Below are 23,630 nucleotides of genomic sequence, written 5' to 3'. Positions count from 1 at the left end.
TGTGCTGCCAAATAATATCGGTGCGGATGATTCCCCTTGCATGTTCGGCTACAGGGTTTGAAGGACGTTGTGGTTATTGCCAGCGAGGATGCGGTTTATGTCGGTCGCCTCGACGAAGCGCAGGAAGTCGGCAAGCTGGTGAAGTACCTGGTCAAAGCAAAGCGACATCGAGGCTGACGAAAACCCATCCGACATCAATCTTCTTAGGGAGGTTACACCCCGCTGCTCAACAAAGACCGTTTCCAGGTCAAGCGGCTTTTCATGCTGCTTGGCAAGAAGCTGTCGCTGCAGAAACATTTCCATTGTTCGGAACGCAAAGGCACGGAAGAAGTGACCGTCGGCGACAAGGTCCCCTTCGTTCGTGAAAACTAATCGGTCTACATTCCCCAGAGAGACCTTCATCGCCTATACAACCCCGGCAAGATCATGCTGGAAATGATCGAGGTCCAGACCTATCTCCGGCGAAAACGACATCGTTGGCGTTCCCGACGAATTTGCTCGCGGATAGGCCGATTGGCTGCCTACAGGTGAACATCGACAAGTCCCGCTAGATCCTACCGGTGATCAATGGCGAAAGGTGTGGACTTATGGCGAACTAAAACCTAGAAAATGGTCTCAATTACGGAGAGAGTTGCAACCGTATTTTGCCTCATGCGAATCTGCGCGCTAAAAAGTTAATGGAGTTTTGCGGTGAAAAAAACTGCGCTTATCACAGGAATTACCGGGCAGGATGGCTCGTACTTGGCGGAACTGCTGTTGGAAAAAGGCTATTCTGTTCACGGTATAAAAAGACGCACGTCGCTCTTCAATACCGATCGAATTGACCACTTGTATCACGATCCCCACGAAAGCGGCGTCGATCTGACACTGCATCATGGCGATCTAACAGACTCATCCAGTCTTCTCCGGATAATTCAGCTGGTTCAGCCAGACGAGATTTATAATCTTGCTGCCCAGAGCCATGTTGCTGTGTCCTTCGAGGAGCCCGAATATACAGCAAACTCCGATGGTTTAGGCGCGCTTAGAATTCTTGAAGCCATTCGAATTCTAGGTTTGTCTAATAAAACACGCTTTTATCAGGCCTCAACCTCTGAGCTTTACGGCCTTGTTCAGGAAATCCCTCAGCGCGAGACGACTCCGTTTTATCCGCGGTCTCCATATGCTGTAGCTAAGCTGTATGCGTACTGGATTACAGTTAATTACCGCGAGGCATACGGCATCTACGCGTGTAACGGAATTTTGTTCAATCATGAATCGCCTGTCCGCGGCGAGACATTCGTAACGCGAAAAATCACAAGGGCGTTGGCGCGCATCAAGTTGGGAACACAAAAAGAGTTGTTTCTCGGAAACCTTGATTCATTGAGGGATTGGGGACACGCCAAAGACTACGTTGAGATGCAATGGATGATGTTGCAACAAGAGCAACCTGAAGATTTTGTAATCGCGACAGGTGTCCAGTACTCGGTGCGAGACTTCGTGAATATCGCTGCCAAGGACGTCGGTATCGATATCCGCTGGGAGGGATTTGGTGTGGACGAAAAGGGGTACGATGTCGCTACGGGTAAGCGGATCGTTTCTGTAGACCCGAGATACTTCCGTCCGGCAGAAGTCGAGACGTTGCTTGGTGACGCGACCAAGGCAAGGGAAAAGCTAGGTTGGACGCCTAAAATCACTTTCAACGAACTCGTCGAAGAAATGATGCGTGAAGACCTCGCGTCCGCCCAGCGGGATAATCTCGTAAGGGCCAGCGGTTTCAAGTTTAATAGTCGACATGAGTACTGATCTGCAGAATGGTTTCGACGGGCTGCATCTGGGAGGGATGAAGTGCCTTGTTACTGGAGGCGGTGGGGTACTGGGATCTGCCGTACTCGCACAACTTGCTCAAGTTGCGGGAGTACAGATACTAGCCCCTGGTCGAGCGGAATTGGACTTGGCCAATTCCGATATGACGAGTGCGTATTTTGAAGCTAATCGTCCCGATGTAGTCATTCATTTGGCGGCAACCGTATTTGGACTTGCCGGAAATATGGGCAATCAGCATCGCGCGGTATTCGAGAACTCGGCGATCAACCATAACGTCTGCTTCGCAATTAGTCGCGTCAGACCTTCGCGTGTATTTTTTGCCGGGACGGTAGCGTCGTATCCTTTCCCCTACAAAAAAATCCCACTGATGGAAGATCAGTTTTTTGAAGGCTTGCCCCACGGTGGCGAATTTGGATACGCAATGGCGAAACGCCATGCCTATAGTTATCTAAAAGTTCTCGGTGACGAGGGCGTGTGCAAATTTTCTTACGGCGTGTTCACGAACCTCTATGGAGAGGGAGATAAGTTTGATGTCGATGGTGGGCACGTCATCCCATCACTAATCAAAAAAGCATTTGATGCCCGCAAGAGGGGTGAACCATTGACGGTCTGGGGGGATGGTTCTGCGCAACGCGATTTTCTGCACGCAGCGGATGCGGCAAGAGCGGTCCTGATTTGCCTGAAAGCGCCAACAAACGAGATTACTAATATTTCAAGCGGCGTAGGGGTGACTATACGGCGTATCACTGAAGTCGTTGCGTCGGCCGCAGGGATTCAGGACGTCGTTTATGATGTAAACAAACCAGTCGGGATACCGGTAAGGGTTGTGGATAATGCAAAGCTGGTCTCTCTAGGCTTCAAGCCTCAGATCGGTATAGAGGAAGGCTTGAGACGCACTTTCTCTTGGTATGAAAATCATCACACAGGCGCTCGCACATGAATAAACTAGCCATCGTTTCAAGTTACTCTGATAGCTGTGGGAATGCAGCATTCACAAAAGTCCTTCATGATTCAATCGAGAATGCCACAGGTGCAGAAGTAGATGTTTTGGAACTGGATTTGAAGCTGCTTCAATCCAGCAACCCCCTGATAAGAAAAAAAGCAGACGTGCATATTGCAGCTCTCGCAGAGCAACTGCGTGAGTATGATCTTGTTAATATTCAGCTCGAGGCTGGTCTTTACGGGACTATGCCAGGAGACATCATAAACCGCACCAAGAAACTATTTCAAGCCAACCGAAATACCACGATCACGTTCCATTCTCCGCGTTTGATGGAAGCAACATCTGCAGGCACACGTGCGGCTCTGAAGCAAATTGCTTCATTCAAGATAAAATCCGGCCTGAAGGAACTGATTGGGTCCAAGTTTAAGAACGTCCATATTAGGATCAATCGCGCGATGCTGAAAAATGCGATCGCGAACCAAGCAAGAATCATCGTGCATACAAATCGTGCAGCTCGTCAGATTGAGCAATTGTTCGATTACGGAAATGTAAGCGTGCATCCGCTCAAAATCGTGCCGACCGATTTTCAACCGGATACGAGTGTACTGCAGCGGGTTCGGGAACAACTTTCCCTTGAGGCGACAGATAAATTAGTCGGGATGTTTGGCTATATAAGTGCATACAAAGGGCACACTGATGCTCTGAAAGCCATGCGATTTCTGCCCAAAAATTACAAGCTTCTTATCTTTGGTCGCCAGCACCCCCAGACACTAAAGTCGGACGGGAAAATGGATGTCTACTTGAATGAACTGATCACTACTGTCTCGAAAGACAAGATCCTGAAAGATCGAGTGTTTTTCATGGGTGAACTCAACGATGACGATTTTTTGCAGATGGCAGCTGGTATCGATATAGCCTGGCTTCCTTACTATGAGAATGGCCAAGACGGATCCGGCATCGCCTCGATTTGTCTGGATGCGTGCCGTCGGACCCTGTGTTCATCCTCGTTCGCCTTTGATGAGCTATTTAAGTTAATACCGTACAATAACTATCTGCGCTTCGATATCGGGAACTTCCTTGAGATGGCGTCAAAGACTGAGATGTTAATGCGTCGAGAACCGCCGGTGGGCGGCAACGTGGTTTCGCACTATTCGCTAGCAACGCAAGCGGCCGTCTATATCGAAGAAATAGCTATGGTAGAGCAGATGCCAAATCAGGCCGCCATTAAAGCAACGCAACGAACATGATTGTTTTTTCCAAAGGCCTTAGAGACTTTACTGACACAATCAAAGCGTTGCCGCTATCGTTTTTCTTTGCATGGGGAGACACTAAGGCAAGATATCGAAGAAGCTTTTTGGGGCCCTTTTGGTTGGTGATAGGGACGGCAATCGGCGTCGCAGGATTGGGTTTTTTGTGGAGCCAACTATTAAATGTAGAAAAATCGGTATTTATTCCGTCTCTTTGTATTGGGCTGGTTATCTGGCAGCTGATCTCTGGATGCATAATGGAAGCACCATCGATCATGGTTCAGAATGCGCGATTGATCAAAAATATCAAAACGCCCTTCTTGTTTTTTCCGCTGCAATTGTTGCTGCGGCAGATGATCAATTTTGCCCACAACCTATTGGTTGTGGTGGCTGTATTGCTGATATTCCCTCCAAGTATCAACTTCTCACAAATTTTAATAATCCCTGGGATTGTCTTGGTTGTCGGTAACCTTTTCTGGATATCGGCGTTAATTTCATTAATTAGCGCCAGGTATAGGGATGTGGGTCCATTGATAACATCTTTTATGCCGCTAATGTTTTTTCTGACGCCAGTGATTTACCGCCCAAGTCAACTAGCAATGAGCGAATATATTGCTTGGATGAATCCGTTAACCTATCTAATTACATTAATTCGCGATCCAATCGAAGGTTTGACGCCATCGTTATATGTTTATGTCGTCTCAATGGTATCGTTGATTTTTGGTACGGCGCTAACGGTGATTTTTCTTGGCAAAAAATATAACAGAATTGCGTTCTGGGTATAGCTATGACCTCACTAATTTTTGAAAACGTGTCGCTCCAGTATCCGATATACAATGCCCAGAGTATGTCTTTACGCAGCAAGATCGTACAGCTAGGAACAGGTGGGAAAGTTTCTAAGAGAGCATCCGGTGTCATCACGGTGCAAGCGCTCGACGATGTTTCTTTTGAACTGAAAGACGGGGATGCTGTAGGCATCACAGGGCATAACGGTGCTGGAAAAACAACTCTGTTGCGCGCCATGGCCGGAATCTATAATCCAATATCAGGTAATATTTGTCGTTCGGGCCGCGTGACTACAATTATTGAGATAGGTGCGGGTCTCGACGATGAGCTGTCAGGCTATGAAAATATATACCGGATGGGTATGCTGTTGGGCGCAAATTACAGTGAAATGGATTCTCGTATAGAATCTATTGGTGAATTCACTGAGCTCGGAGCGTTTCTCGAACTTCCAGTCCATACTTATTCGTCCGGCATGAAGATGCGCCTGATGTTTGCAGTAAGTACCTCTGTAAAGCCAGAAATACTCTTAATTGATGAGATGTTTGGGACGGGGGATGTCGCCTTTCAGTTGCGTGCACAAAAGCGAATGGAGGAGATGATTAGCGAGGCCAAAATATTCGTTTTTGCGTCTCACTCTGAGGAGTTGATAAAGCGCTTCTGCAATAGGAGGTTTGTGCTGTCACATGGCAAGCTAGTGGAGGCCATCTTATGATGCCTATCAGGCAATCTTGATCGCATCTGCAATGTATGCGCCCTTCACAAACGTCCTAATAGCCAAAATCCAAAATGACCTCGGACGCGACTACCTCCATGCGTTCGCGGTCATCATCGCCGAAATTGGGATCGACCAAGAATTCGAGGACAATCTCGTCGCCACTCCAGCCACACGTTACGGCGGCCAGCGTCGAAGGTACAGCTCCAAGCAAGGCGCGTTGCACACTAAGTCCAAGTCGTATTTCTCGATCACGTGAGGACATATAATTCTCCGTCAGGAGTGATCTTATCGCATGCTCACTGCTGACTTTGTCAACAGAACCTAGCATCCTTGACCCATTGGCGCAGCAGGTTGGCATTGATCCATGCGCGAGCGAAAGGCCGGATTTCGACACCCCAGACTGAAGGCATGCCGCAACAAGCCGCTCCTTTGATCCCGGATCACAGCGGCGCCGCGCATCACGCCCCACCAACCGTACGCTCAGTTTCTGCTCTCCACATTTGGTGCCACCTATTTTAAGTGGACTCTTCATGCGGCAAGAGGCGCACGGAAATGAGCGCTTACAAACATGGTTATATTTTGGCGACGCTTCCGGCTGTTCTCGGAGTTACCCCTGCCTGCACTTGGGGTCTGTTCCGAACGTGCTTTCTATTGCGTTCTGCGCGCCTGTTGTGCAAAATATTGTTTTGGCTGATGGCCTTAAGTTGCCGCGGGTAACGCTCAGCTATAAAACATGCGAAAGTTTCAAATGGGATCTGCGATGGAAAACCCCGCCCGAGTAAAGAATTTTAGAACCGTTGGACTTGGTCTTGAGATCGCACCATACTTCAATCCCGCTCTCCCTCGTCATAAGTATAATGTGCACTACACAGACTATATCTCAAACGATGAAATACTGGCTAAGGCAGCCGAGAATCCAGGTGCATTAAATAAAGAGATTCCAACGATAGACTATGTTTGGAAGCCGGGACGTCCACTTAAAGAAACCTCGCCGGAGGGGCTGCTGTACGACTTCGCAATTGCCAGTCACGTGATGGAACACGTCCCGAATACAGTTGGCTGGCTGAACGACATATTAGCGGTACTGAAAGTTGGCGCTGTCCTCAGGCTCGTTCTGCCAAACGCGGAGAGGAGCAACGATCACTTCCGGGCAAGGACGTCCGTTGCTCAACTGGTGGCCAACTGGCTTGATAATCCATCTGTCCCAACACCATTCCAAGTTTTTGACTTCATGGCTGATTGCCTGGATGATGACGGTAACAACACGTTCGATGAAAATGGTGTTTCCATATATACACGTAGGCACTATTCGCTTGCCGACGCTCTGTCGACCGCGCAGTTCGTTCATAATGAGCGCCAATATATCGACGTTCACTGTACTGTCTGGACGGCAGATACCTTTAAAGAAGCGTTCGATCAGATCGTATCGCTTGGCCTAATGAACGTCAAAGTAGAAATACAGGAGACGGCCATGTGGGAATTTACTGTCGACTTAATTAAATTAGGAGAACCATCTGTATTTCCTCCACAGGACTTGAGAATCTCTGAAACGACACAAACTGATCTCGCCCACGCCAGAATGGCATTTCACGAATGCGCTGCGCTTCTTCGGGCCAAGGAAGAGCAGTATAACGCACTGGCTGCATCGCGACATTCGCGCGTCCTCGGAGCGGTAAGACGTCTTTTGGGGCGTCTTTGAGGGCAGCCGGGAGGACAACGTACGCAACCGAACCGGATATCATCGAGGGAAAATATGGCATCCTGTTTCTGATGCGGCAGGAATGCGTCGAATCCTTCGATTGTGGGATGTCCTGCTCATGAGATGACGCCTCGCCGACTTGCCAGACGAGGGACACGTCTATGAAGAGCTCCGCGAAGTCCTGCAACGGAAGGGGTACGTCGGAATACGTCCGGAATAGCCGTGGGAGCGGGTCGACGGACGCTGGGTCGTGCTCGACAGCGCGCTTACTACGCCCCGATCAAGAGGAGCGCGTGATGGCCCGGAAACCTGTCCCCTCGCCTTCGACGGAGCCGGAAACAGTCACCGGACCGACACCCGTCCTCGAATTCGAATTCGAATTGATGCTCTTTCGGCTCTTCAACGGTCTCCGACTGCGCGGGACGAGGTCGCACTGCGGGATGAAGTGAGGAAACAACTCCGCGCGCTGGAGGACGGCTTTGTTGACTTCGCAGCGGCCAAGGCTGCGGAAGGGTTCTCGCTGGAGGACGCGTTCGCGCGCTACAGTCTGGGGCTACCACTGTGCTTCGCTTATGACACGCAATGGGCAAAAGTCCGGGCACGGTACGGATTCAGGATCATCGAGAAGGTCAGAATAATGGCGTACCAGACCTACTGGGAGACGTCGGAAGACCATGTCGCTGCCCGTGCTGGGGTCGAGTTGATAGCCATCCACCCCGTTTGTGACATCGCCCGCCGAAGGCAGCGAGTTCGAGCCCTATCTGCGCACGCTTATGTCAACGTGTATGGACGTCCCCGGGTTAGCAAGCATTTTCTGATCTTTGTCGAAGGGAAGGAGCGGTCAAGTTTCTACGTGTATCCGGCTCACGATGCGGCCATTCACACCGCGGGCCCTCATGGCGAGTTCGTGGATCGGGTCCAAATCGGCGGATCGCGCTCGGTGTGGCTCCGTTAACAACTGGTTTTGCCGCTCCGGTTCTGTTCCGATTTTTTTACCATGACCTCCGATCAGATCTGCCGCTCCCCACCCGGCGAGACTTCAACCTCTTTCCGGGATTGCGTAAGCACCGCCGCCGGCAATCAGTGCCCAGGCGGTGCGTGCCATCTTGTTAGTCAGATCGACCGCGACCAGCATTTTGGCTTTCGGTTCGGCATCCGCGCAAGCTAGGAACCAGCTAAGGCGCCTCCTCGCCGCCCGGCCGCCTGAATGACCGACATCGCGCCGTTCCCCCGATGCCCCAGTCAACACTTCAGCTGTAACCTTCTCCATTACCGGCGCCCCTAAACAGTTCTTCGTCACCTTCGATCTGCCGAGTACGGACGGGAAGTCATTCGGCACCAACGACGACGCCTGTGGCTGGTGTTCAGGCGGTTGCATACTTCGCCGAATCCAACGGCACTGATTAATATTGCTGACGTTTCTGTCGTGGAGGGTGATGCCACCGCTGAGGCCGATGCATCGGCGCGGCGGCATATCCAGCAGGAATCAGCTCTTTGCCGGCGTTACTATGAGAGGGGCGATGTCGGAACTCTTGGGCGGGTCGTTTTCAGCGGCAATGTTACCTCTGGGGGCACGTACTATAGGTTCAGCGTTCCCAAAAGGGTAACACCCGCGATAGCGGGCCGGAGCGCTACCGCCACGAACTTCTCTGCCGCGGCAGGATCAATGACGGAAGGGACAGAGGGCTTCGTGGAAAACAGGTCGGCCAGCGAAACCGGCACGGGCGTGTTCCTGACTTTTGGGCAGCAGACGCGGAGCTTTGAGATGGACATTCTTGGGTACACTGAGAGCGGAGCTATCCGCGTTGCGGCAGATGGCGCGGATATGACCGTTCCCGACGATATGAGCAACCTGCATCGCCAGGAAGTCGCAGAATGGGAGCATGAGGGGAACACGATCCCGCCCTATGTTCCGTTGGCCGCAACCGCGCCGAAGCTGACGCGCCGTCAGACGGATTGGCCTCGTCATAAATGGCATCCTGGAAGATGTTGAGGCTGTTATAGGCGAATTTACTGGATCCTAGTCGACTTCCGCGAGCGTTTCAGCACCGGGGCGGGGCGGCGCGCGCCAGGCAACAACTAACATTGCTAGACAATCGGAGGGGCAGCCGTGTACTTTATCTCAACCCACTATGCCGATGCCAGACCATGCGTTCCCGCTTTCGCGCCGCCGCCATCAAGCAGCGGCGTGTACAGTTTCGAAGTGGGGGAGTGCGTGGATCACGTCATGGGAGGGATGCTTGCCGTTGTTCAATGCAGGAGCCTGACGGCGGCCGGGATAGATGTCTATGGCCTAGTGGAGCACGACGGCAAGCGCGTGCGCAAGGCGACCGATGCACCGGAAGCGAATCGTCCTTGGCTGGACTTCGAACGCGATGCCGTGGCGGGCGCTTCCGCCTCACATACGCATTCCTGTGCCGTTGATGATGCATTGCGGGCTTGACCCTCAGGATGCGCTTGAACTGCCGCGCACGGCCGTCTCCGGCGGCAAACTGGACACGCGCCGAGGCAAGACCGGCGTTCCGGTTTGGGTGCCGTTGCCGAAGCCCGTCCTAGAGGTGATTGCGCAAGAGCCGATGCATCCAGCAACCACGCTCGCGCTTTGCGCCAACAGCCACGGCAAGCCTTGGACCGGTTCGGGCTTCCGTGCGTCCTGGCGCCCCATCAAGTTGAAGCTCGAGAAGGAAGGCAGATCCAGCCTGACCTGACGCTTAAGGGTCTACAGCATCCGGTCGGAACAATCCAGGCGGAGTGGGCAAGGACTATGCACCATCGCACAGATGCTCGGCCAGAAGACCGAGGCCATCGCAAAACACTATTCACGGCGGGCGGACCTGTCCAGAAGATGGCCGAAACCATGGGCGACCTTGAGGCCGAAGTGAACAGACGGAAAACAACCAGCGTCCAGAAACGCATTGAGCGCTAAGGTAAGAAAAAGGAGATTAACGAACGGAACCAAGCCGTTAGGAATGGTGCCCGGAGGCGGATTTGAACCACCGACACGCGGATTTTCAATCCGCTGCTCTACCAACTGAGCTATCCGGGCATCTAGGCTTCATGAAGCCTTCCGGCTGAAGCCGGCGGGGGGTATCTCCCCCGGAGCGAGCGGGGTTATAACATCTTGTTCGGCCATGTCCAGCACCGAAAACGACTTTTTTCACCCGTTCCCGATATTTAGAAATTGCCCCGCAAAAACAGGGCCTCAACTTTAGTCTTCGCCATGTTCCGGCTTGGACTCGTCGTCCGAAACAGGAATCGCATAGGAACCCTTCAGCCAGCGCGACAGATCGAGCGTGCGGCATCGATCGGAGCAGAAGGGATAATGCTCGCGCTGGGAAGGCTTGCTGCATTCCGGGCAAGGCCTCGCCTTGCGAAGCGGCTCGACCTTGCCGCCGGGCTTGATGGGTGATGCCATGGTCAGCCCTCCGGCCACGCAGCCTGGACGTCGAAGCCCTCGCCGGAAAGCAGCGACAGGGTCTCGTACAGCGGCAGGCCGACGACATTGGTGTAGGAACCGGACATCTTCTGGACGAAGCTGCCGGCAATGCCCTGTATCGCGTAGGCGCCGGCCTTGCCGCGCCATTGGCCGGACGCGATGTAGTTGTCTATCTCGCGGGACGACAGGCGCTTGAAGCGCACTTTCGTCTCGACCACCTTCTGCCGGAACTGGCCACCCGGCGTCACAAGACAGATGCCGGTATAGACCCAGTGCCCGCGACCGGAGAGAAGATGCAGGGCCGACGAGGCTTCGTCGGTGTACTCGGTCTTCTCGAGTATCCGCCGCCCAACCGCAACGACCGTGTCGGCCGAAAGGACATAGCTGTGACGCCAGGCGAGATCGCCCTTCAGCAGCGCAAATGCCGCCTCGGCCTTCTCGGTCGAGAGCCGCCGTGCGAGCGACCTGGGGTGTTCCGATCTCTTTGGCGTCTCGTCGATATCCATCGGCATCAGACGCGCCGGTTGCATGCCCGCCTGGTTGAGCAGATCGAGGCGACGCGGCGAGCCGGAAGCGAGGATGAGTTTTTGTTCGGACGCCATGAGCTCAGCCGTTCTGCCGCGTTTCGGTCGTCACTTGAAGCGGTAGGTGATGCGGCCCTTGGTCAGGTCGTATGGCGTCATTTCCACCAGGACCTTGTCGCCGGCCAGAACGCGGATACGGTTCTTGCGCATGCGGCCAGCCGTATGTGCGATGATCTCGTGTTCGTTTTCCAGCTTCACGCGAAAGGTTGCGTTCGGCAACAGTTCGGTGACGACGCCCGGAAATTCGAGGACTTCTTCTTTAGCCATCTAAGGGTGTTCTTCCTGTAGGTTGGGTTTTCGAGGCAGGCGAAAGGGCCTGCCCGCAATTTTGCGCGGAAACTACACAATCATGTCGGGTTTGTGAACTCGCATAATTCCAATTCCGCTTGTAGCTTCAGGCGGTCTCCGCCGGGCGCCTCCTGATACCTTCGAAATGCTCGTCTATACGCTTCCACAGATGCTCCCGGACTTCACGATAGGCGGAGAGCACCTGCTCGCGCGTTCCCGTCGCAGCCGTCGGATCCATCGTCGGCCAGTAGACCACAGTCACCGCATGTGAGCGGGTAAGCTCCAGTGCCGCGTGGTGCGCCTCCGGGGTCAGCGTGATGATCAGATCGAAGAAGTCGTCTTCGAGATCCTCCATCGTGCGGGGATGGTGTTTTGCGAACGACAGCCCCACCTCGCCCAGAACCGCATCCACGAACGGATCCCGCTCGCCGGCACGAACGCCAGCGGACTGGATATAGATATCGGGTGGCAGGAGGCGTTTCGCAATGACCTCGGCCATCGGTGAACGGATGGCGTTCCATCCACACATGAAGAGGATGGCGCCCGGCTTGCCCGTCTTTTCCCGAGAGGCCGGAAGTTCGACCATATTCGTCATCCGCGCCAGTAGAGAACGCAGACAAGCGTGAACAGCCGCCTGGCCGTATCGAAATCGATCTGGACCTTGCCTTCCAGCCGGTCCATCAGCGTCTGCGATCCCTCGTTGTGGATGCCCCGCCGTCCCATGTCTATGGATTCTATCCGGCTCGGGCTCGCCGAGCGTATCGCCTCGTAATAGCTCTCGCAGATCATGAAGTAGTCCTTGATGATCCGGCGGAACGGGGTCAGCGACAGGATATGGGTCGCCACGCCGCTCCCGCTCTCCGTGGTGATGGTAAGAACCAGCTTGGCATCCACCAGAGAGAGCTTCAGGTGGTAGGGACCGCCGGGATGGCCCAGCGGTTCGAAGGAGTTCTCCTCCACGAGATCGAAGATGGCGACGGCCCGCTCATGTTCGACATCCGGCGTCGAACGACCGATGGATTCGTCAAGGACCACGTCGGAGAGCCGGTGATCGCCCTTCGTCATCCTCAGCCCCCGCTATTCAACCGTATGGCAACGGAACGGGCATGGGCATCGAGCCCTTCGGAATGCGCAAGGATAATTGCGGCCGGCGCAAGGGCAGCCAGTTGATCAGGCCCCAACCGCAGGATCGACGTCCGCTTGACGTAGTCGAGCACGGAGAGGCCGGAGGAGAAGCGCGCCGAGCGGGCAGTCGGCAGGACGTGGTTGGAACCACCGACATAATCGCCGATCACTTCGGGCGTGTAGCGGCCGATAAAGATGGCGCCCGCATTGCGGATTTGCACCATGAGCGCATCCGGATCGGCCACGGCAAGCTCGAGATGCTCGGCGGCGATACGGTTCGCCAGCGGGATCGCGGCAGCAAGTTCGGGCACCAGAATGATGGCGCCGAAGTCGGCCCAGCTCCTGGCAGCTGTTTCCGCTCGCGACAAGGTCCGCAATTGCCGCTCGACGGCCTGCTCGACCGCCTTGCCGAAGGCGGCATCATCCGTGACAAGGATGGACTGGGCTCCCACGTCGTGCTCGGCCTGGGCCAGAAGATCGGCAGCAATCCAGTCGGGATCGTTGTCGCGGTCGGCGATCACCAGCACTTCGGAAGGGCCGGCAATCATGTCGATGCCGACCTGGCCGAAGACATGGCGCTTCGCGGCGGCAACGTAAGCATTCCCCGGTCCGACGATCTTGGCGACCGGCGCAATCGTCTCGGTGCCATAGGCGAGCGCTGCAACAGCCTGCGCTCCGCCGACCCGGTAGATCTCCGAGACACCGGCGATCTTCGCCGCGGCAAGAACCGCCGGGTTGACCGCTCCGCCGCTCGCCGGCACCACCATGACGATGCGTGGCACGCCCGCGACCTTGGCAGGCAGTGCATTCATCAGCACCGAACTCGGATAGCTTGCGGTCCCGCCCGGCACATAAAGGCCGACCGCATCGATTGCGGTCCATCGCGAGCCGAGCCCGACACCCAGCGCATCCTCGTAGATATCGTCCTTGGGCATCTGACGGGCATGATGCTTCTCGATGCGTTCGGCCGCCAGGCGGAGGGCGTCGAGAACCTCCGGGGCGGTCGCGGCAACCGCCGCGTCGATCTCTGCCTCGGCAACCCGAAGGCCCACCTTCGCAAGGTCGACCTTGTCGAACCGGGCGGAATAGTCGATCAGCGCCGCATCGCCGCGCGCGCGAACATCATCGATGATCCCGCGAACCACGGCGTTGACATCATCGGAGACCTCCCGCTTTGTCGACAGGAAGGCGGAAAACCGCTCTTCGAAATCACCCGATGTCTGTTCCAGCCAGATCGCCACTCGACAGTTCCCCTTCACGTGTTCGCACGGTGTCTTCTACACCAGGCGCAGATCAATCCTCTTCAGGATGCTTCGGCATCCTTTCCGTCGCCCAGGCGCCGCCGGTGTCCAGCATCTGCACCTCGATGCATTCGACATCGAGGCTGATGGCGGCACCGCCCGCCAGCGTCAGCTCAATGGTTCCCTCGGGCCCATCGCCCTTCTGATCGAACCGGATCATCAGCAGACTATACACCTCGTCGGGATCCTGACGCTTTACGTCAAGGGAGCGCACCGCCTCAACCCGCTTGAACGATATGGCGCACCGGCGCCGTTCGAAGCCCTGCTTCTCCCGGTCGGGCTTTTCCCAGACGAAGCGATTGACGACCGCGATGAATTGCCGGTGGCGGCTATCGTAGCTCAGGTCCGCAACGCGGAAGACACTGTCCTGCATATGCGCCGAGATGATCCCGAGATCGTCCTGGTCGAGAGCGAGAAGCTTGAGTTCGGCCATTGTCTCACAATTCCGTTCGTGACGCCGTCGGCGTGCGTTCATCCTGGGATGGAGATAGGATGACGGGCCACGAGAAGCAACGCCAGCGCGACCGAGGACCAGCCTTAGTCGCTGACGCGCTCCACTTCGGCGCCGCAGCGGTTGAGCTTCTCTTCCAAGCGCTCGAAACCGCGGTCGAGGTGGTAGACGCGGCTGACCATCGTTTCCCCCTCGGCGGCCAGCCCGGCAATGACGAGCGAGACAGAGGCCCGCAGATCGGTCGCCATGACCGGCGCCCCCTTGAGGCGATCGACCCCTTCGATGCGCGCCATCTGGCCGGAGAGGGAGATGCGGGCACCGAGCCGCGCCAGTTCCTGCACATGCATGAAACGGTTTTCGAAGATCGTCTCGGTGACGTGCGAGACGCCGGAAGAACGGGTCATGAGAGCCATGAACTGCGCCTGCAGGTCGGTCGGGAAGCCGGGGAACGGCTCCGTCACCACGTCGACCGGCTGAATGCCGTTGCCGTTGCGCACGACCCGCAGGCCGCTTTCCGTCTCGGTGATCTCGGCGCCGGCCAGACGCAGCGTATCGAGCGCGTTGTCGAGGAGTTCCGCCCCCGTCCCTTCGAGGATCACATCGCCGCCGGTCATGGCGACAGCCATGGCATAGGTCCCGGTTTCGATACGGTCCGGCAGGACACGGTGACGCGCGCCGTGAAGCGAGGTCACGCCTTCGATCGTGATCGTGCTCGTGCCCGCACCGGAGATCCTGGCGCCCATCGCATTCAGGCATTTGGCAAGATCGACCACTTCGGGTTCGCGCGCAGCGTTCTCGATCACGGTCGTGCCGTTGGCAAGGCTCGCCGCCATCATCATCACATGGGTCGCCCCGACGGAAATCTTCGGGAAGGTGTAGTGTCCGCCGACAAGGCCGCCCTTCGGCGCTGTGGCCTTCACGTAACCGCCCTCGATCTCCATGGTCGCGCCGAGCGCCTGCAGGCCCTCGAGGAAAAGGTCGACCGGTCGCGTGCCGATGGCGCAACCGCCCGGCAGCGACACATGGGCTCTGCCTTCGCGTGCGAGAAGCGGACCGATGACCCAGAAGCTCGCCCGCATCTTCGAGACGAGCTCATAGGGGGCAGTCGTATCGACGACCGTCCGGCAGGTGAAATGAATGGTGCGGGAATAGCTCTCCGACTGGCGTTCACGACGGCCGTTGACCGAGACATCGACGCCGTGGTTGCCGAGAATGCGCAGAAGCTGCTCGACGTCGGCCAGATGCGGCACGTTCTCCAGCGTCAGCGTGTCACTGGTCAAAAGCGAGGCGATCATCAGCGGCAACGCCGCGTTCTTGGCTCCCGAAATCGGGATGATGCCGTTCAGCTTGTTGCCGCCGCGAATTCTGATGCGATCCATGAGGTCCAACGGGGCTTAAGCCCGCCCTTTTCTAGTGCAAGCGCGAAAGATGGCGTCCTTAGCGGAAATGCCCGATCGCATCAAATGGTTTGAAATATCCCGAGGAGACATCTGTCAGGGTGATTCGTCTTTTTTTGCGGCAGGCAGCCCGTCTGTCTCGTCGGCAGCACCGGAACGGCGCGCGCGCGCCTGGCCTTTGCGGCGCATCAGGTTTTCGCGAAGCTTGGCCGCAGCCCGCGTCCGCCGCTGCTCCTCGCGCAGCTTCATTTCATGCTGCCTGCCGGCGGGAGCATCGTCTCGTCCAGCCTCCAGTTCCTTGTCGTCGTCCGACATCGTCATTCTTCTCTGAAACGCGGCTCAAAAATGTGAGACCGTCTTTTATCCGATCCGGGGGCGGAACTGCAATTTGCGACTTGCGCTCGCTCCGAAGCTATGGCAATAGGCCCCTCGCCCGATGACGTCCACCCAGACGCACCAAATCACGGGCCTAAGCTGCTATAGCTCAGGGGTAGAGCACTCCCTTGGTAAGGGAGAGGCCGAGAGTTCAAATCTCTCTAGCAGCACCATTTCCCCCAGCAATAACTTCAATAAGTTACTGCATTTCCAGCGCTTCTTGTTCCGTTTGCTCCATCCGGCTGCTGCAGCGTAATGGCCTGATTCGTTAGGATTGAGATAGCCCAGTGTCGAGTGGCGACGCTTCGGGTTGTAGAAGCGCTCGATATAATCGAACACATCCGCTCTGGCATCATTTCTCGTCCGATAAACCTTCCGTGCCGCATCACCTGCTCGATGAGTCGCTCAGGAAATGTCTGGGGCAACGCCTCAATGGAGAGTTTCTTCTCGTCCATGAAACCGAGAGAACGTGAACGCGAACTTCATATCGCGTCCCCGGCAAAGTAGGCTGCTGCTTTTTTAGGATGTCGCGCTGCGCCTTCAGCTTGGAGACTTCGCGACGCAGCCGCTCAATTTTAAGCTGCTCCGGCTTTATCTGCTCTTTGCCTGGAGAAGCTGGGCTGGATCAGAGCCATGTTCCCATTGCGCCGCACATTCTCATGAACTTCAAGGTCACGGGCCCGCCCGCGCAACAGCGACGCCCCGTTCCTTCAACAGCTTCACCGCATCAAGCTTGTACGCGCGGCTGAATATTCGTCTTTGCATTCATACTCCCCGGTTTCAGGAGGAGCACCTTATCTCGGTGTCCACGAAACCGACGGCAGACCAAAAAGACCGATGACCAGTCTACGTCATCATCGAACGAAGCTACGCGAATACAGTTCATTGAGATCAGCGATCACAATCTCCGCAGCCTCACCTGCTTTGAGGCCTGCGGTAATTCGGTCGGAAGCCTTAGCTTGAAAGGGCATATAGCGGTCGTGGCGCGGGCGGAGATACGAGCCCTCGAGTGTCGCGCGCGTCTTGCGGTAGAAGTCCCATGCCGGAGCGTTGACGGTGTCGTCCTCCCAGGCCTGCGCATGGCCCGGCTGCCCGCCGGCGTCGGAATATGGACCACGCTGGGCTTCGGCGGCGGAAATCCAGTAGGCGAAATCAATCGCGGCTTCCGGATGTTTCGTATAGGCTGAAACCGCTATGCCGGTCCCGCCAAGCGTACCTCCAACCGGCCCTTCCGTGCCCACGGCAGGAATATTGGCGAAGTCCACGCGCTTCTGCCGGAAACCGTCCCATGCGTAGCTGACATAGCCGTAGGCGTAGGGAATGCAGGCGGCCTTGCTATCTGTCTTGGCCATCGCCTCAGAGGCATCGATCGGGTCCATGTCGAAGCACACGGGATCGAGATGGGTGACGAGGTCAGCCAGAAGATTGTAGACCTTTGCACCCGCAGCAGGCGCAATCAGATCGCCCTGTCCGGTCGCGCACGGCTGGCCAATATTTGCAGCCAGCGTATAGAAGGTCATCAGGGCATGGGGAGACCGTAGCGGCAGCAGGATGCGGCCTTCACGAGCGAGATCGATGACCTCCTGCCAGCGGGTCGGGGCGCTTGCCAGCAGGTCCGGGCGGAAAGCCTGAACCTGCGTTGCCGCATCGATTGGGAGTGCCCACTGGCGTCCCTGCCAGAAGTAGCTGCGATAGGATGGACCAACGGTTGCAGCGCTCAGCGCCTCGCGCGCCGCCTCACGTCCATTGACATCAAGCGGCAGGAGGCAGTTTTCCTGTGTCACCTGCCCGACATGCGGATGGTCGATCACGATCAGGTCGTAGGCGCGGGCCAGCTCATCGACCGGGAAGCTCTCGAAGTCCTGAAGTGAACGCTTCTCCCAGATGATCTCGATGCCGGTCTTTTCCTTATAGACCTCGGAGCAGCGCACCATGGGATCGTAGCCGCGCGGGTGGCTCCAGGTCATGCCTTTCAATGTCATGGTCATCGTCGGAACTCTTGTCTCTTGCTGGAATTTCAGGATCGGGGAGCGTCAGCGCCGGATGAAGATCGGTGCCCGCTTTTCCTTGAAGGCGGCGCGGCCCTCCAGTGCGTCTGCCGTCGCGAAACAGATCGTCTGCAGGTCGCGTTCGTATTCGATCGCCTTCTCCTGCGGCATCGAATAGGAAGCGCGCAGGTTGAGCTTGGCCGTTTCGGCCGCGATCGGCGCACGGGACGCAATGGTCTCGGCAATGGCGCGGGCGCGGGCCATCAGGTCGGCCTGTGGCACGACCTCGCTGACGAGGCCCCAGGCGAGTGCCCGTTCGGCCGGGATCGCATCGCCCGTCATCAGCATCAGCGCCGCGTTGGAAGCGCCTATAGAATGGGCGAGGAAGGTCGCCATGCCGCCCCCACCGATCCAGCCGAGCTTGATCTCGGGTGCGGCGAACTGGGCGTTTTCCGATGCGATACGGATGTCGCAGCTCATAGAGGTTTCCAGTCCGCCGCCGAAGGCATAGCCGTTGACGGCGGCGATGGTCGGCTTCAGCAGCTTGCGCATCGCGTCGCAATAGTCCGGCCGGTTGCGGAACTGCCACGGTGTTTCGTAGGTGTCGAGTTCCTTGATGTCGGAGCCCGCGCAGAAAGCGCGTTCTCCGGCACCCGTTACGATGACGCAGCGGATCGTGTCGCTGACATTGACCGTTTCCACCGCTTCGATGATCGCGTCGGACATTTCCGGCGTGACCGCATTGAGCTTCTGCGGCCGGTTGAGCGTGATGGTCGCAACGTGTCCGTCAATGGTGAAGAGAATGTCGTCAGTCATGGCTCAGAGCTCCCCCTGCGTGACCACGCCGGTTGCCAGAAGCTTCTCGATCCGGTCGGCGGCAAAACCAGCTTCTGCCAGGACTTCGCGCGTGTGCTGGCCGGTCACCGGTGCACCGCGATCGACCCGCGACGGGGTCTTTGAGAACCGGATCGGGAAGCCCGGCGTCTTGATATGGCCTTCGGTCGGATGGTCGTACTCGATGAAGGTGTCATTGTGCAGAATCTGCTCGTCCTTGACCAAGTCCTCGTAGCCGTAGACCGGGCCGCACCAGATATCGGCGGCGCGCAGCAGCGACAGCCATTCGGCGGAGGTCTTGGCGACAAGGCGCTCGCGCGTGCGGGCAAAGATGTGGTCACGCTGCGTCCAGCTGTCCGTCTCGTCGTCCATCGTCAGGAAGGACGGTTCGCCGATGATCTCGCCGAACTTCTTGAGCGGCGGGAAGGCGACGATGATGTAGCCGTCGCTGGTCGCGAACGCACCGTAGGGAGCCCGGATATAGACATGGGCATGCGGCTCGGCGGAACGCGCCTGCGGCTTGCCGGCGACGGTGAACACCGACAGTTCCTGCATCTGGATATTGGTGATGGCGTCGAGCATGTTCACCTGGACAAGCTGGCCTTCGCCGGTGCGCTCGCGGTGGAGCAGAGCTGCCAGAGCGCCTTCGAAGGCGTTATAGGCGGCGACGGCATCCACCAGATACTGGCCGGCAGCCGTCGGCGCTTCGCCTTCACGACCTGCCGACAGCATCGCGCCGGACATGCCCTGGAGGATCAGGTCCTGGCCGGGACGGTCGAGATAGGGACCCGTTTCGCCGTAACCCGACATGGAGACATAGACGAGGCGCGGATTGAGCTTCGACAGCGTCTCGTAGTCAACGCCGAGCCGGGCGGCGACGCCCGGCCGGTAGTTCTGCAGGAACACGTCGGCGTCCTTGACCAGATCCAGGAGTGCCGCCTTGCCTTCCGGCGACTTCAGGTCGATCGCCAGCGAGCGCTTGTTGCGGTTGAGCGACAGGAACGAGACGTTGATGCGGTTGCCCTTGGCGCCGCCGGCCGAAACGTGACGCTGCCATTCGCCGGTCACGGGCTCGATCTTGACGACATCGGCACCGAGATCACCCAGTCGTTGCGCGGCAAACGGGCCGGCCATGGCGATGGAGCAATCGAGTACGCGATAGCCGGAAAGAATGCCTGTGCTTTTGGTCATGTCGGTAGATCCTTGAATAGAACTTTGCATGTCGGTGCTCAGTAGAAGAAGTTCGGCAGCCACATCACGATCGGCGACCAGTAGGTGATGATGAGAAGCATGATGCCGAGCGGGATGTAGAAGGGCAGGATGGCCTTGATCATCTCCGAGAAACGGATTTCCGCGATGTGCTGGCAGATGAACAGGATGACACCCATGGGCGGCGTGATTGCGCCGATCAGCAGGTTGACGATCATGATGACGCCAAGATGGATCGGATCGATCCCGTAGGCGGCAGCAAGCGGCAGGAGTGCCGGGGTCGCAATAAGGAGCACAGCAGTCGTCTCGATGAAGAGACCGAAGACCAGCAGCGCAATATTGACGATCAGCAGGAAGACGACCCAGTTGGCGCCGATCGACTCGAAGAAGCCGAGCAGGCCGGAGGCGTAGTTGCCTACCGAGATGATCCAGCCGAACGGAACGGCAGCGGCGATGATCAGCGTCAGGATGCCCGAGGTGACGGCGCTCTGGCGGATGTGCATCAGCAGCGACGAAAACGTCAGGTCCTTGGTGATGAAGCCGAGGACGACCGCGTAGATGACCGTCAGCGCACCGAGTTCGGTCGGGGTCGCAAAGCCTAGCAGCATGCCGGCCGTCAGGAAGATCGGCGCGACCAGCGCCGGAAGCGCCTTCCAGAAGGTGATTGCGATCAGCGGAATGCTGGCACGCGGCTCTGTCGGCGCCTTGACGCGGCCGGTTGCGGCCAGGACCCAGACGAGGATCATCAGTGCCAGGCCCATGGTAAGGCCCGGAATGATGCCGGCGAGAAACAGCTTGGTCAGCGAGACCTGCGCGGTGACGGCATAGACAACCATGATGACGCTTGGCGGAATAATCGGCCCGATGATGGCGGAAGCCGCGGTACATGCGGCCGCAAACGGCGCGCTGTAGCCATGTTCCTTCATGTGCTTGATCTCGATAGTGCCGAGACCGGCGGCATCTGCCTGTGCCACTCCGGACATGCCAGCGAAGACCATGCTGCCGAAGATGTTGACCTGGGCAAGGCCGCCCTTCACGTGGCCGACGAGCGCCACGGCGAAGGCGTAGATGCGCGCCGCGATGCCGGCGCCGTTCAGGATGTTGCCGGCCAGCACGAAGAGCGGGATGGCGATCAGCGGAAAGCTGTCGAGGCCGGACGCCATGCGCTGCACAACGATCTGAATCGGCATGGGCGTGAAGATGTCGATATAGGCCAGAGACGACAGGAAGAGCGCGATGGCAACGGGGACTTCGGCCGCAAGAAGGGCCAGGAAACCTGCAAAAAGAATGAAAATCGGCACTGGATCAGCTCGCGGTTAGGGGAAGGTCTTGCTCTTCGGCTGGGAACGGCTCGACGAGCGGCGTCCTGTCCTTGAGCACGATCAGCCGGAAGAGGCGCACCAGGCTGGCGAAAGCCGTCACGAAAGCGAAGTAGAAGAGCGGCACGGAGTAGAACCACGAGCGCGGTACATCGATCGGAAGAGCCATCGTCGTGCTGCGGCTTTCAATCTTGATCACGCTTGGCGCGATCCAGGCGAGATAGGCGCATCCGAGAAAAATGATGACGTGGCTGAGGATTGCGATCTTGCGCAGGCCTTCTTCACTGAAGTTGGCACTAAAGAGCTCGACCTTGATCAGTTTGCCTTGCTTGGCGCCGTAGCTCGCACCGATGAACGTGATCCAGATAAAGGCGTATACGGCGCCTTCTTCGACCCACGTGATGGGGCGACCAAACGCATATCGCGTTACGGTCTGGAGCGCGATGGAAGCGATGATGAAGACCATGGCGACGACGAGCGCCGAAATCTCTATGCGGGCGATGATGCGGATAAGTCCCGCAAGCATCCCGTCGATTCGTTTTGCAAGCATTGATTCTACCTTTTGACGAAGTACGCCGCCCGACAGGCGGGAAGGATGGCCGGCACCGGGCCGGCCATCTGAAGATTACTTCATGGCCTGAATTTCAGCCCAGAGCCCCTTCGGCCAGAAGCCTTCGGATTCCAGCTTCTCGACAGCAACCTCGGAGCGCTCGCGAAGAGGCGCCACATCGATTTCCGCCACCGTTGCACCATCGGCAGCCATCTTCTCGAGTGTTTCAGCCTGTTCGGCGGTAACCGTATCGGTCTGCCACTTCACGGCATCCTGCGCGGCCTTGGTCAGCAGTTCCTGGATTTCCGGCGTCTGGGACTGGAACCATGCATCATTGACCGTAATCTGAGCGATGATGCGGACGTGATCCGTGCGGGTGACGTTCTTGGCGGCTTCGTGGAACTTCGCCCCGTAGATCGACGAGATGCCGCCCTCGGCACCTTCGACGACGCCCGTCGAGAGACCGAGGAAGGTTTCACCCCAGGCGACGCGTGCCGGCGCCGTGCCGAGCGTTTCCCAGAGGGCGAGATAGGTGCGAATTTCAGGAACGCGCATCTTGAGGCCGGCGAGATCCTCCACACCCTTGATCGGACGGCTCGAGACCATGACACGGACCTGTCCCGGGCCGGCTGCCAGCACGCGAATACCCTGGTCGGCGCTCAGCTTTTCGACCGCTGCCTTGTAGGTGTCGCTTGCGACGAAGGCATCGACATGCGCATTGTCGCGGAACAGGAAGCCCCAGCTGACGATGTTCAGGTCCGGAACCCAGTTCGCATAGAAGCTGAAATCGTCGCCGTAGAACTGCACCGCACCGCTCATCACCTGTTCGATGACTTGCACGTCGTTACCGAGCTGCTCGCCGCGAATGAATTCGAGCTTGATCTGGCCCGCGCCGCGTTCGTTGACCAGATCGACGAACTTCTGGTTCTGGCGGTCGTAGACGCCCTCCAATGGGTCGGCTCCACCAAACACGGCGGAAATCTCGGCCGAAGCCGTGCTGACCATTGCTGCCAGCGCAAGTGCGCCAACCAGACCCCGTTTCATCATTTTCATGCTTGCTCCTCCCTTTTTGAACCGATGCGACAATTGCGTCGCCTCATCCCTAAGAAACCTCTTTGATACCTTCCGGCGTTTTTTCGACCATGCGTATGTGATCGCTAACAAGGACGGTCTCGCCCCGCTGGTTAACGACCTCGCAGCGTTCGGTCACGCGGCCATATTGCGGCTTGCGCGGGTCATCTGCCTTCTCGATCACGGTGACGCGTGTCTGGATCGTATCGCCGATGAAGACCGGACGTACGAAGCGCAACCTGTCATGGCCATAGCTGAAAGATGCCGGATTCACCTCAGCCGCGGCTAGGCCGATACCTATCGAGAAAACCATCGTTCCATGCGCAATGCGCTGGCCAAACGGAGTTTTCGCCGCAAATTCCGCATCGACATGATGTGGGAAAAAGTCGCCGGTGTGGCCGGCATGGACGACAATATCCGTCTCGGTGATCGTACGCGTCGATGATGCGCGTGTGGATCCAACCGTGTATTCCTCAAAATAAGTCCTGGACATTTTAGACCCCTCCTTC

27 protein-coding genes, 2 tRNA genes and 3 pseudogenes are annotated in these 23,630 nt (G+C 57.2%); 11 read left to right on the top strand and 21 right to left on the bottom strand.

Annotated elements, in window-relative coordinates; genetic code table 11:
* Positions 1 to 36: 36 nt before the first annotated feature.
* The 6 genes and pseudogenes from cpsB to LH464_RS08945 form a co-directional block, all read left to right on the top strand.
* Positions 37 to 508 (top strand): annotated as a pseudogene (gene cpsB / locus LH464_RS08970) (mannose-1-phosphate guanylyltransferase/mannose-6-phosphate isomerase); the annotation flags it as partial.
* Positions 509 to 690: 182 nt separating this feature from the next.
* Entirely contained in the window at positions 691 to 1,782 is a 1,092-nt protein-coding gene (gene gmd, locus LH464_RS08965; protein ID WP_226786037.1) for a GDP-mannose 4,6-dehydratase, read from the top strand.
* Entirely contained in the window at positions 1,772 to 2,743 is a 972-nt protein-coding gene (locus tag LH464_RS08960) for an NAD-dependent epimerase/dehydratase family protein (protein WP_226786036.1), read from the top strand. Before gmd ends, LH464_RS08960 begins: the two co-directional genes overlap by 11 nt.
* Positions 2,740 to 3,993, top strand: coding sequence for a glycosyltransferase (locus LH464_RS08955; protein WP_226786035.1), 1,254 nt, complete (start codon positions 2,740 to 2,742; stop codon positions 3,991 to 3,993). Before LH464_RS08960 ends, LH464_RS08955 begins: the two co-directional genes overlap by 4 nt.
* On the top strand, positions 3,990 to 4,778 hold the full coding sequence (locus LH464_RS08950) for an ABC transporter permease (RefSeq protein WP_226786034.1): 789 nt from the start codon (positions 3,990 to 3,992) through the stop codon (positions 4,776 to 4,778). Before LH464_RS08955 ends, LH464_RS08950 begins: the two co-directional genes overlap by 4 nt.
* Positions 4,779 to 4,780: 2 nt before the next feature.
* Entirely contained in the window at positions 4,781 to 5,491 is a 711-nt protein-coding gene (locus tag LH464_RS08945) for an ABC transporter ATP-binding protein (protein ID WP_226786033.1), read from the top strand.
* A gap of 55 nt (positions 5,492 to 5,546) precedes the next feature.
* Here the strand turns inward: LH464_RS08945 and LH464_RS08940 are convergent, their stop codons facing one another.
* Positions 5,547 to 5,756, bottom strand: coding sequence for a hypothetical protein (locus LH464_RS08940; protein ID WP_226786032.1), 210 nt, complete (start codon positions 5,754 to 5,756; stop codon positions 5,547 to 5,549).
* Positions 5,757 to 6,254: 498 nt separating this feature from the next.
* Here LH464_RS08940 and LH464_RS08930 point away from each other — a divergent pair, with 498 nt between their 5' ends.
* Positions 6,255 to 7,193 (top strand): class I SAM-dependent methyltransferase, encoded by a 939-nt coding sequence (locus LH464_RS08930; RefSeq protein WP_226786031.1) that lies wholly within the window; start codon positions 6,255 to 6,257, stop codon positions 7,191 to 7,193.
* Positions 7,194 to 7,638: 445 nt separating this feature from the next.
* Positions 7,639 to 8,148, top strand: coding sequence for a hypothetical protein (locus LH464_RS08925; RefSeq protein ID WP_226786030.1), 510 nt, complete (start codon positions 7,639 to 7,641; stop codon positions 8,146 to 8,148).
* A gap of 84 nt (positions 8,149 to 8,232) precedes the next feature.
* Here the strand turns inward: LH464_RS08925 and LH464_RS08920 are convergent, their stop codons facing one another.
* The gene (locus LH464_RS08920; protein WP_226786029.1) at positions 8,233 to 8,463 is read right to left on the bottom strand and encodes a hypothetical protein; all 231 of its coding nucleotides are present in this window, start codon (positions 8,461 to 8,463) and stop codon (positions 8,233 to 8,235) included.
* Between the two features lie 396 nt (positions 8,464 to 8,859).
* On the opposite strand from LH464_RS08920, the gene LH464_RS08915 reads away from it, so the two are divergent.
* Positions 8,860 to 9,186, top strand: coding sequence for a hypothetical protein (locus LH464_RS08915; RefSeq protein ID WP_226786028.1), 327 nt, complete (start codon positions 8,860 to 8,862; stop codon positions 9,184 to 9,186).
* Between the two features lie 340 nt (positions 9,187 to 9,526).
* Complete coding sequence (locus LH464_RS08910) at positions 9,527 to 9,901, top strand: hypothetical protein (RefSeq protein ID WP_226786027.1); 375 nt, start codon at positions 9,527 to 9,529, stop codon at positions 9,899 to 9,901.
* 262 nt (positions 9,902 to 10,163) lie between these two features.
* Here the strand turns inward: LH464_RS08910 and LH464_RS08905 are convergent.
* From LH464_RS08905 to LH464_RS08860, 10 genes are all read right to left on the bottom strand, one after another.
* A tRNA-Phe gene (locus tag LH464_RS08905) sits at positions 10,164 to 10,239 on the bottom strand.
* 162 nt (positions 10,240 to 10,401) lie between these two features.
* Positions 10,402 to 10,608 (bottom strand): DNA gyrase inhibitor YacG, encoded by a 207-nt coding sequence (gene yacG, locus LH464_RS08900; RefSeq protein ID WP_226786026.1) that lies wholly within the window; start codon positions 10,606 to 10,608, stop codon positions 10,402 to 10,404.
* A 2-nt stretch (positions 10,609 to 10,610) separates the two neighbouring features.
* Positions 10,611 to 11,231: a Maf-like protein gene (locus LH464_RS08895; RefSeq protein WP_226786025.1), complete on the bottom strand. Its 621-nt coding sequence runs from the start codon at positions 11,229 to 11,231 to the stop codon at positions 10,611 to 10,613.
* A gap of 30 nt (positions 11,232 to 11,261) precedes the next feature.
* On the bottom strand, positions 11,262 to 11,480 hold the full coding sequence (gene infA, locus LH464_RS08890; RefSeq protein ID WP_004435948.1) for a translation initiation factor IF-1: 219 nt from the start codon (positions 11,478 to 11,480) through the stop codon (positions 11,262 to 11,264).
* A 127-nt stretch (positions 11,481 to 11,607) separates the two neighbouring features.
* Entirely contained in the window at positions 11,608 to 12,087 is a 480-nt protein-coding gene (locus tag LH464_RS08885; RefSeq protein WP_226786024.1) for an arsenate-mycothiol transferase ArsC, read from the bottom strand.
* A 5-nt stretch (positions 12,088 to 12,092) separates the two neighbouring features.
* Positions 12,093 to 12,566: a UPF0262 family protein gene (locus tag LH464_RS08880; protein ID WP_226786023.1), complete on the bottom strand. Its 474-nt coding sequence runs from the start codon at positions 12,564 to 12,566 to the stop codon at positions 12,093 to 12,095.
* A 2-nt stretch (positions 12,567 to 12,568) separates the two neighbouring features.
* The gene (hisD, locus tag LH464_RS08875; protein ID WP_226786022.1) at positions 12,569 to 13,867 is read right to left on the bottom strand and encodes a histidinol dehydrogenase; all 1,299 of its coding nucleotides are present in this window, start codon (positions 13,865 to 13,867) and stop codon (positions 12,569 to 12,571) included.
* A 52-nt stretch (positions 13,868 to 13,919) separates the two neighbouring features.
* Entirely contained in the window at positions 13,920 to 14,360 is a 441-nt protein-coding gene (locus tag LH464_RS08870) for a DUF2948 family protein (protein ID WP_226786021.1), read from the bottom strand.
* 104 nt (positions 14,361 to 14,464) lie between these two features.
* Complete coding sequence (murA, locus tag LH464_RS08865) at positions 14,465 to 15,757, bottom strand: UDP-N-acetylglucosamine 1-carboxyvinyltransferase (RefSeq protein ID WP_226786020.1); 1,293 nt, start codon at positions 15,755 to 15,757, stop codon at positions 14,465 to 14,467.
* A gap of 114 nt (positions 15,758 to 15,871) precedes the next feature.
* Complete coding sequence (locus LH464_RS08860; protein ID WP_390624951.1) at positions 15,872 to 16,096, bottom strand: hypothetical protein; 225 nt, start codon at positions 16,094 to 16,096, stop codon at positions 15,872 to 15,874.
* A 152-nt stretch (positions 16,097 to 16,248) separates the two neighbouring features.
* On the opposite strand from LH464_RS08860, the gene LH464_RS08855 reads away from it, so the two are divergent.
* Positions 16,249 to 16,323, top strand: a tRNA-Thr gene (locus tag LH464_RS08855).
* 91 nt (positions 16,324 to 16,414) lie between these two features.
* Here LH464_RS08855 and LH464_RS24805 read toward each other — a convergent pair.
* The 9 genes and pseudogenes from LH464_RS24805 to LH464_RS08815 all read right to left on the bottom strand — a co-directional run.
* Positions 16,415 to 16,531 (bottom strand): annotated as a pseudogene (locus LH464_RS24805) (IS3 family transposase); the annotation flags it as partial.
* 90 nt (positions 16,532 to 16,621) lie between these two features.
* Positions 16,622 to 16,915 (bottom strand): annotated as a pseudogene (locus LH464_RS08850) (transposase); the annotation flags it as partial.
* A gap of 89 nt (positions 16,916 to 17,004) precedes the next feature.
* The gene (locus LH464_RS08845; protein WP_226786019.1) at positions 17,005 to 18,138 is read right to left on the bottom strand and encodes an extracellular solute-binding protein; all 1,134 of its coding nucleotides are present in this window, start codon (positions 18,136 to 18,138) and stop codon (positions 17,005 to 17,007) included.
* A gap of 45 nt (positions 18,139 to 18,183) precedes the next feature.
* On the bottom strand, positions 18,184 to 18,954 hold the full coding sequence (locus LH464_RS08840) for an enoyl-CoA hydratase/isomerase family protein (RefSeq protein WP_226786018.1): 771 nt from the start codon (positions 18,952 to 18,954) through the stop codon (positions 18,184 to 18,186).
* A 3-nt stretch (positions 18,955 to 18,957) separates the two neighbouring features.
* Complete coding sequence (locus LH464_RS08835) at positions 18,958 to 20,163, bottom strand: CaiB/BaiF CoA transferase family protein (protein ID WP_226786017.1); 1,206 nt, start codon at positions 20,161 to 20,163, stop codon at positions 18,958 to 18,960.
* Between the two features lie 38 nt (positions 20,164 to 20,201).
* On the bottom strand, positions 20,202 to 21,482 hold the full coding sequence (locus LH464_RS08830; protein ID WP_226786016.1) for a TRAP transporter large permease: 1,281 nt from the start codon (positions 21,480 to 21,482) through the stop codon (positions 20,202 to 20,204).
* Positions 21,483 to 21,486: 4 nt separating this feature from the next.
* Entirely contained in the window at positions 21,487 to 22,050 is a 564-nt protein-coding gene (locus tag LH464_RS08825) for a TRAP transporter small permease (RefSeq protein ID WP_226786015.1), read from the bottom strand.
* Between the two features lie 75 nt (positions 22,051 to 22,125).
* Positions 22,126 to 23,103: a TRAP transporter substrate-binding protein gene (locus LH464_RS08820; protein ID WP_226786014.1), complete on the bottom strand. Its 978-nt coding sequence runs from the start codon at positions 23,101 to 23,103 to the stop codon at positions 22,126 to 22,128.
* 49 nt (positions 23,104 to 23,152) lie between these two features.
* Positions 23,153 to 23,614 (bottom strand): MaoC family dehydratase, encoded by a 462-nt coding sequence (locus LH464_RS08815; RefSeq protein WP_226786013.1) that lies wholly within the window; start codon positions 23,612 to 23,614, stop codon positions 23,153 to 23,155.
* Between the last annotated feature and the right edge of the window lie 16 nt (positions 23,615 to 23,630).

The organism is Pseudorhizobium xiangyangii (assembly GCF_020531965.1).
GTDB lineage: Bacteria > Pseudomonadota > Alphaproteobacteria > Rhizobiales > Rhizobiaceae > Neorhizobium > Neorhizobium xiangyangii.
Note: the sequence above shows the minus strand (reverse complement) of the source record. Positions and strands in the feature narration are given on the sequence as shown.

What these genes read in the sequence shown, in the direction of transcription:
- LH464_RS08960 (WP_226786036.1), top strand. Translation starts at nt 1,772, where the DNA reads ATGAGTACTGATCTGCAGAATGGTTTCGACGGGCTGCATCTGGGAGGG.
- LH464_RS08955 (WP_226786035.1), top strand. Translation starts at nt 2,740, where the DNA reads ATGAATAAACTAGCCATCGTTTCAAGTTACTCTGATAGCTGTGGGAAT.
- LH464_RS08950 (WP_226786034.1), top strand. Translation starts at nt 3,990, where the DNA reads ATGATTGTTTTTTCCAAAGGCCTTAGAGACTTTACTGACACAATCAAA.
- LH464_RS08945 (WP_226786033.1), top strand. Translation starts at nt 4,781, where the DNA reads ATGACCTCACTAATTTTTGAAAACGTGTCGCTCCAGTATCCGATATAC.
- LH464_RS08940 (WP_226786032.1), bottom strand. Translation starts at nt 5,756, where the DNA reads ATGTCCTCACGTGATCGAGAAATACGACTTGGACTTAGTGTGCAACGC.
- LH464_RS08930 (WP_226786031.1), top strand. Translation starts at nt 6,255, where the DNA reads ATGGAAAACCCCGCCCGAGTAAAGAATTTTAGAACCGTTGGACTTGGT.
- LH464_RS08920 (WP_226786029.1), bottom strand. Translation starts at nt 8,463, where the DNA reads ATGGAGAAGGTTACAGCTGAAGTGTTGACTGGGGCATCGGGGGAACGG.
- LH464_RS08915 (WP_226786028.1), top strand. Translation starts at nt 8,860, where the DNA reads ATGACGGAAGGGACAGAGGGCTTCGTGGAAAACAGGTCGGCCAGCGAA.
- LH464_RS08910 (WP_226786027.1), top strand. Translation starts at nt 9,527, where the DNA reads ATGCACCGGAAGCGAATCGTCCTTGGCTGGACTTCGAACGCGATGCCG.
- yacG (WP_226786026.1), bottom strand. Translation starts at nt 10,608, where the DNA reads ATGGCATCACCCATCAAGCCCGGCGGCAAGGTCGAGCCGCTTCGCAAG.
- LH464_RS08895 (WP_226786025.1), bottom strand. Translation starts at nt 11,231, where the DNA reads ATGGCGTCCGAACAAAAACTCATCCTCGCTTCCGGCTCGCCGCGTCGC.
- infA (WP_004435948.1), bottom strand. Translation starts at nt 11,480, where the DNA reads ATGGCTAAAGAAGAAGTCCTCGAATTTCCGGGCGTCGTCACCGAACTG.
- LH464_RS08885 (WP_226786024.1), bottom strand. Translation starts at nt 12,087, where the DNA reads ATGGTCGAACTTCCGGCCTCTCGGGAAAAGACGGGCAAGCCGGGCGCC.
- LH464_RS08880 (WP_226786023.1), bottom strand. Translation starts at nt 12,566, where the DNA reads ATGACGAAGGGCGATCACCGGCTCTCCGACGTGGTCCTTGACGAATCC.
- LH464_RS08870 (WP_226786021.1), bottom strand. Translation starts at nt 14,360, where the DNA reads ATGGCCGAACTCAAGCTTCTCGCTCTCGACCAGGACGATCTCGGGATC.
- murA (WP_226786020.1), bottom strand. Translation starts at nt 15,757, where the DNA reads ATGGATCGCATCAGAATTCGCGGCGGCAACAAGCTGAACGGCATCATC.
- LH464_RS08860 (WP_390624951.1), bottom strand. Translation starts at nt 16,096, where the DNA reads ATGACGATGTCGGACGACGACAAGGAACTGGAGGCTGGACGAGACGAT.
- LH464_RS08845 (WP_226786019.1), bottom strand. Translation starts at nt 18,138, where the DNA reads ATGACCATGACATTGAAAGGCATGACCTGGAGCCACCCGCGCGGCTAC.
- LH464_RS08840 (WP_226786018.1), bottom strand. Translation starts at nt 18,954, where the DNA reads ATGACTGACGACATTCTCTTCACCATTGACGGACACGTTGCGACCATC.
- LH464_RS08835 (WP_226786017.1), bottom strand. Translation starts at nt 20,163, where the DNA reads ATGACCAAAAGCACAGGCATTCTTTCCGGCTATCGCGTACTCGATTGC.
- LH464_RS08825 (WP_226786015.1), bottom strand. Translation starts at nt 22,050, where the DNA reads ATGCTTGCAAAACGAATCGACGGGATGCTTGCGGGACTTATCCGCATC.
- LH464_RS08820 (WP_226786014.1), bottom strand. Translation starts at nt 23,103, where the DNA reads ATGAAAATGATGAAACGGGGTCTGGTTGGCGCACTTGCGCTGGCAGCA.
- LH464_RS08815 (WP_226786013.1), bottom strand. Translation starts at nt 23,614, where the DNA reads ATGTCCAGGACTTATTTTGAGGAATACACGGTTGGATCCACACGCGCA.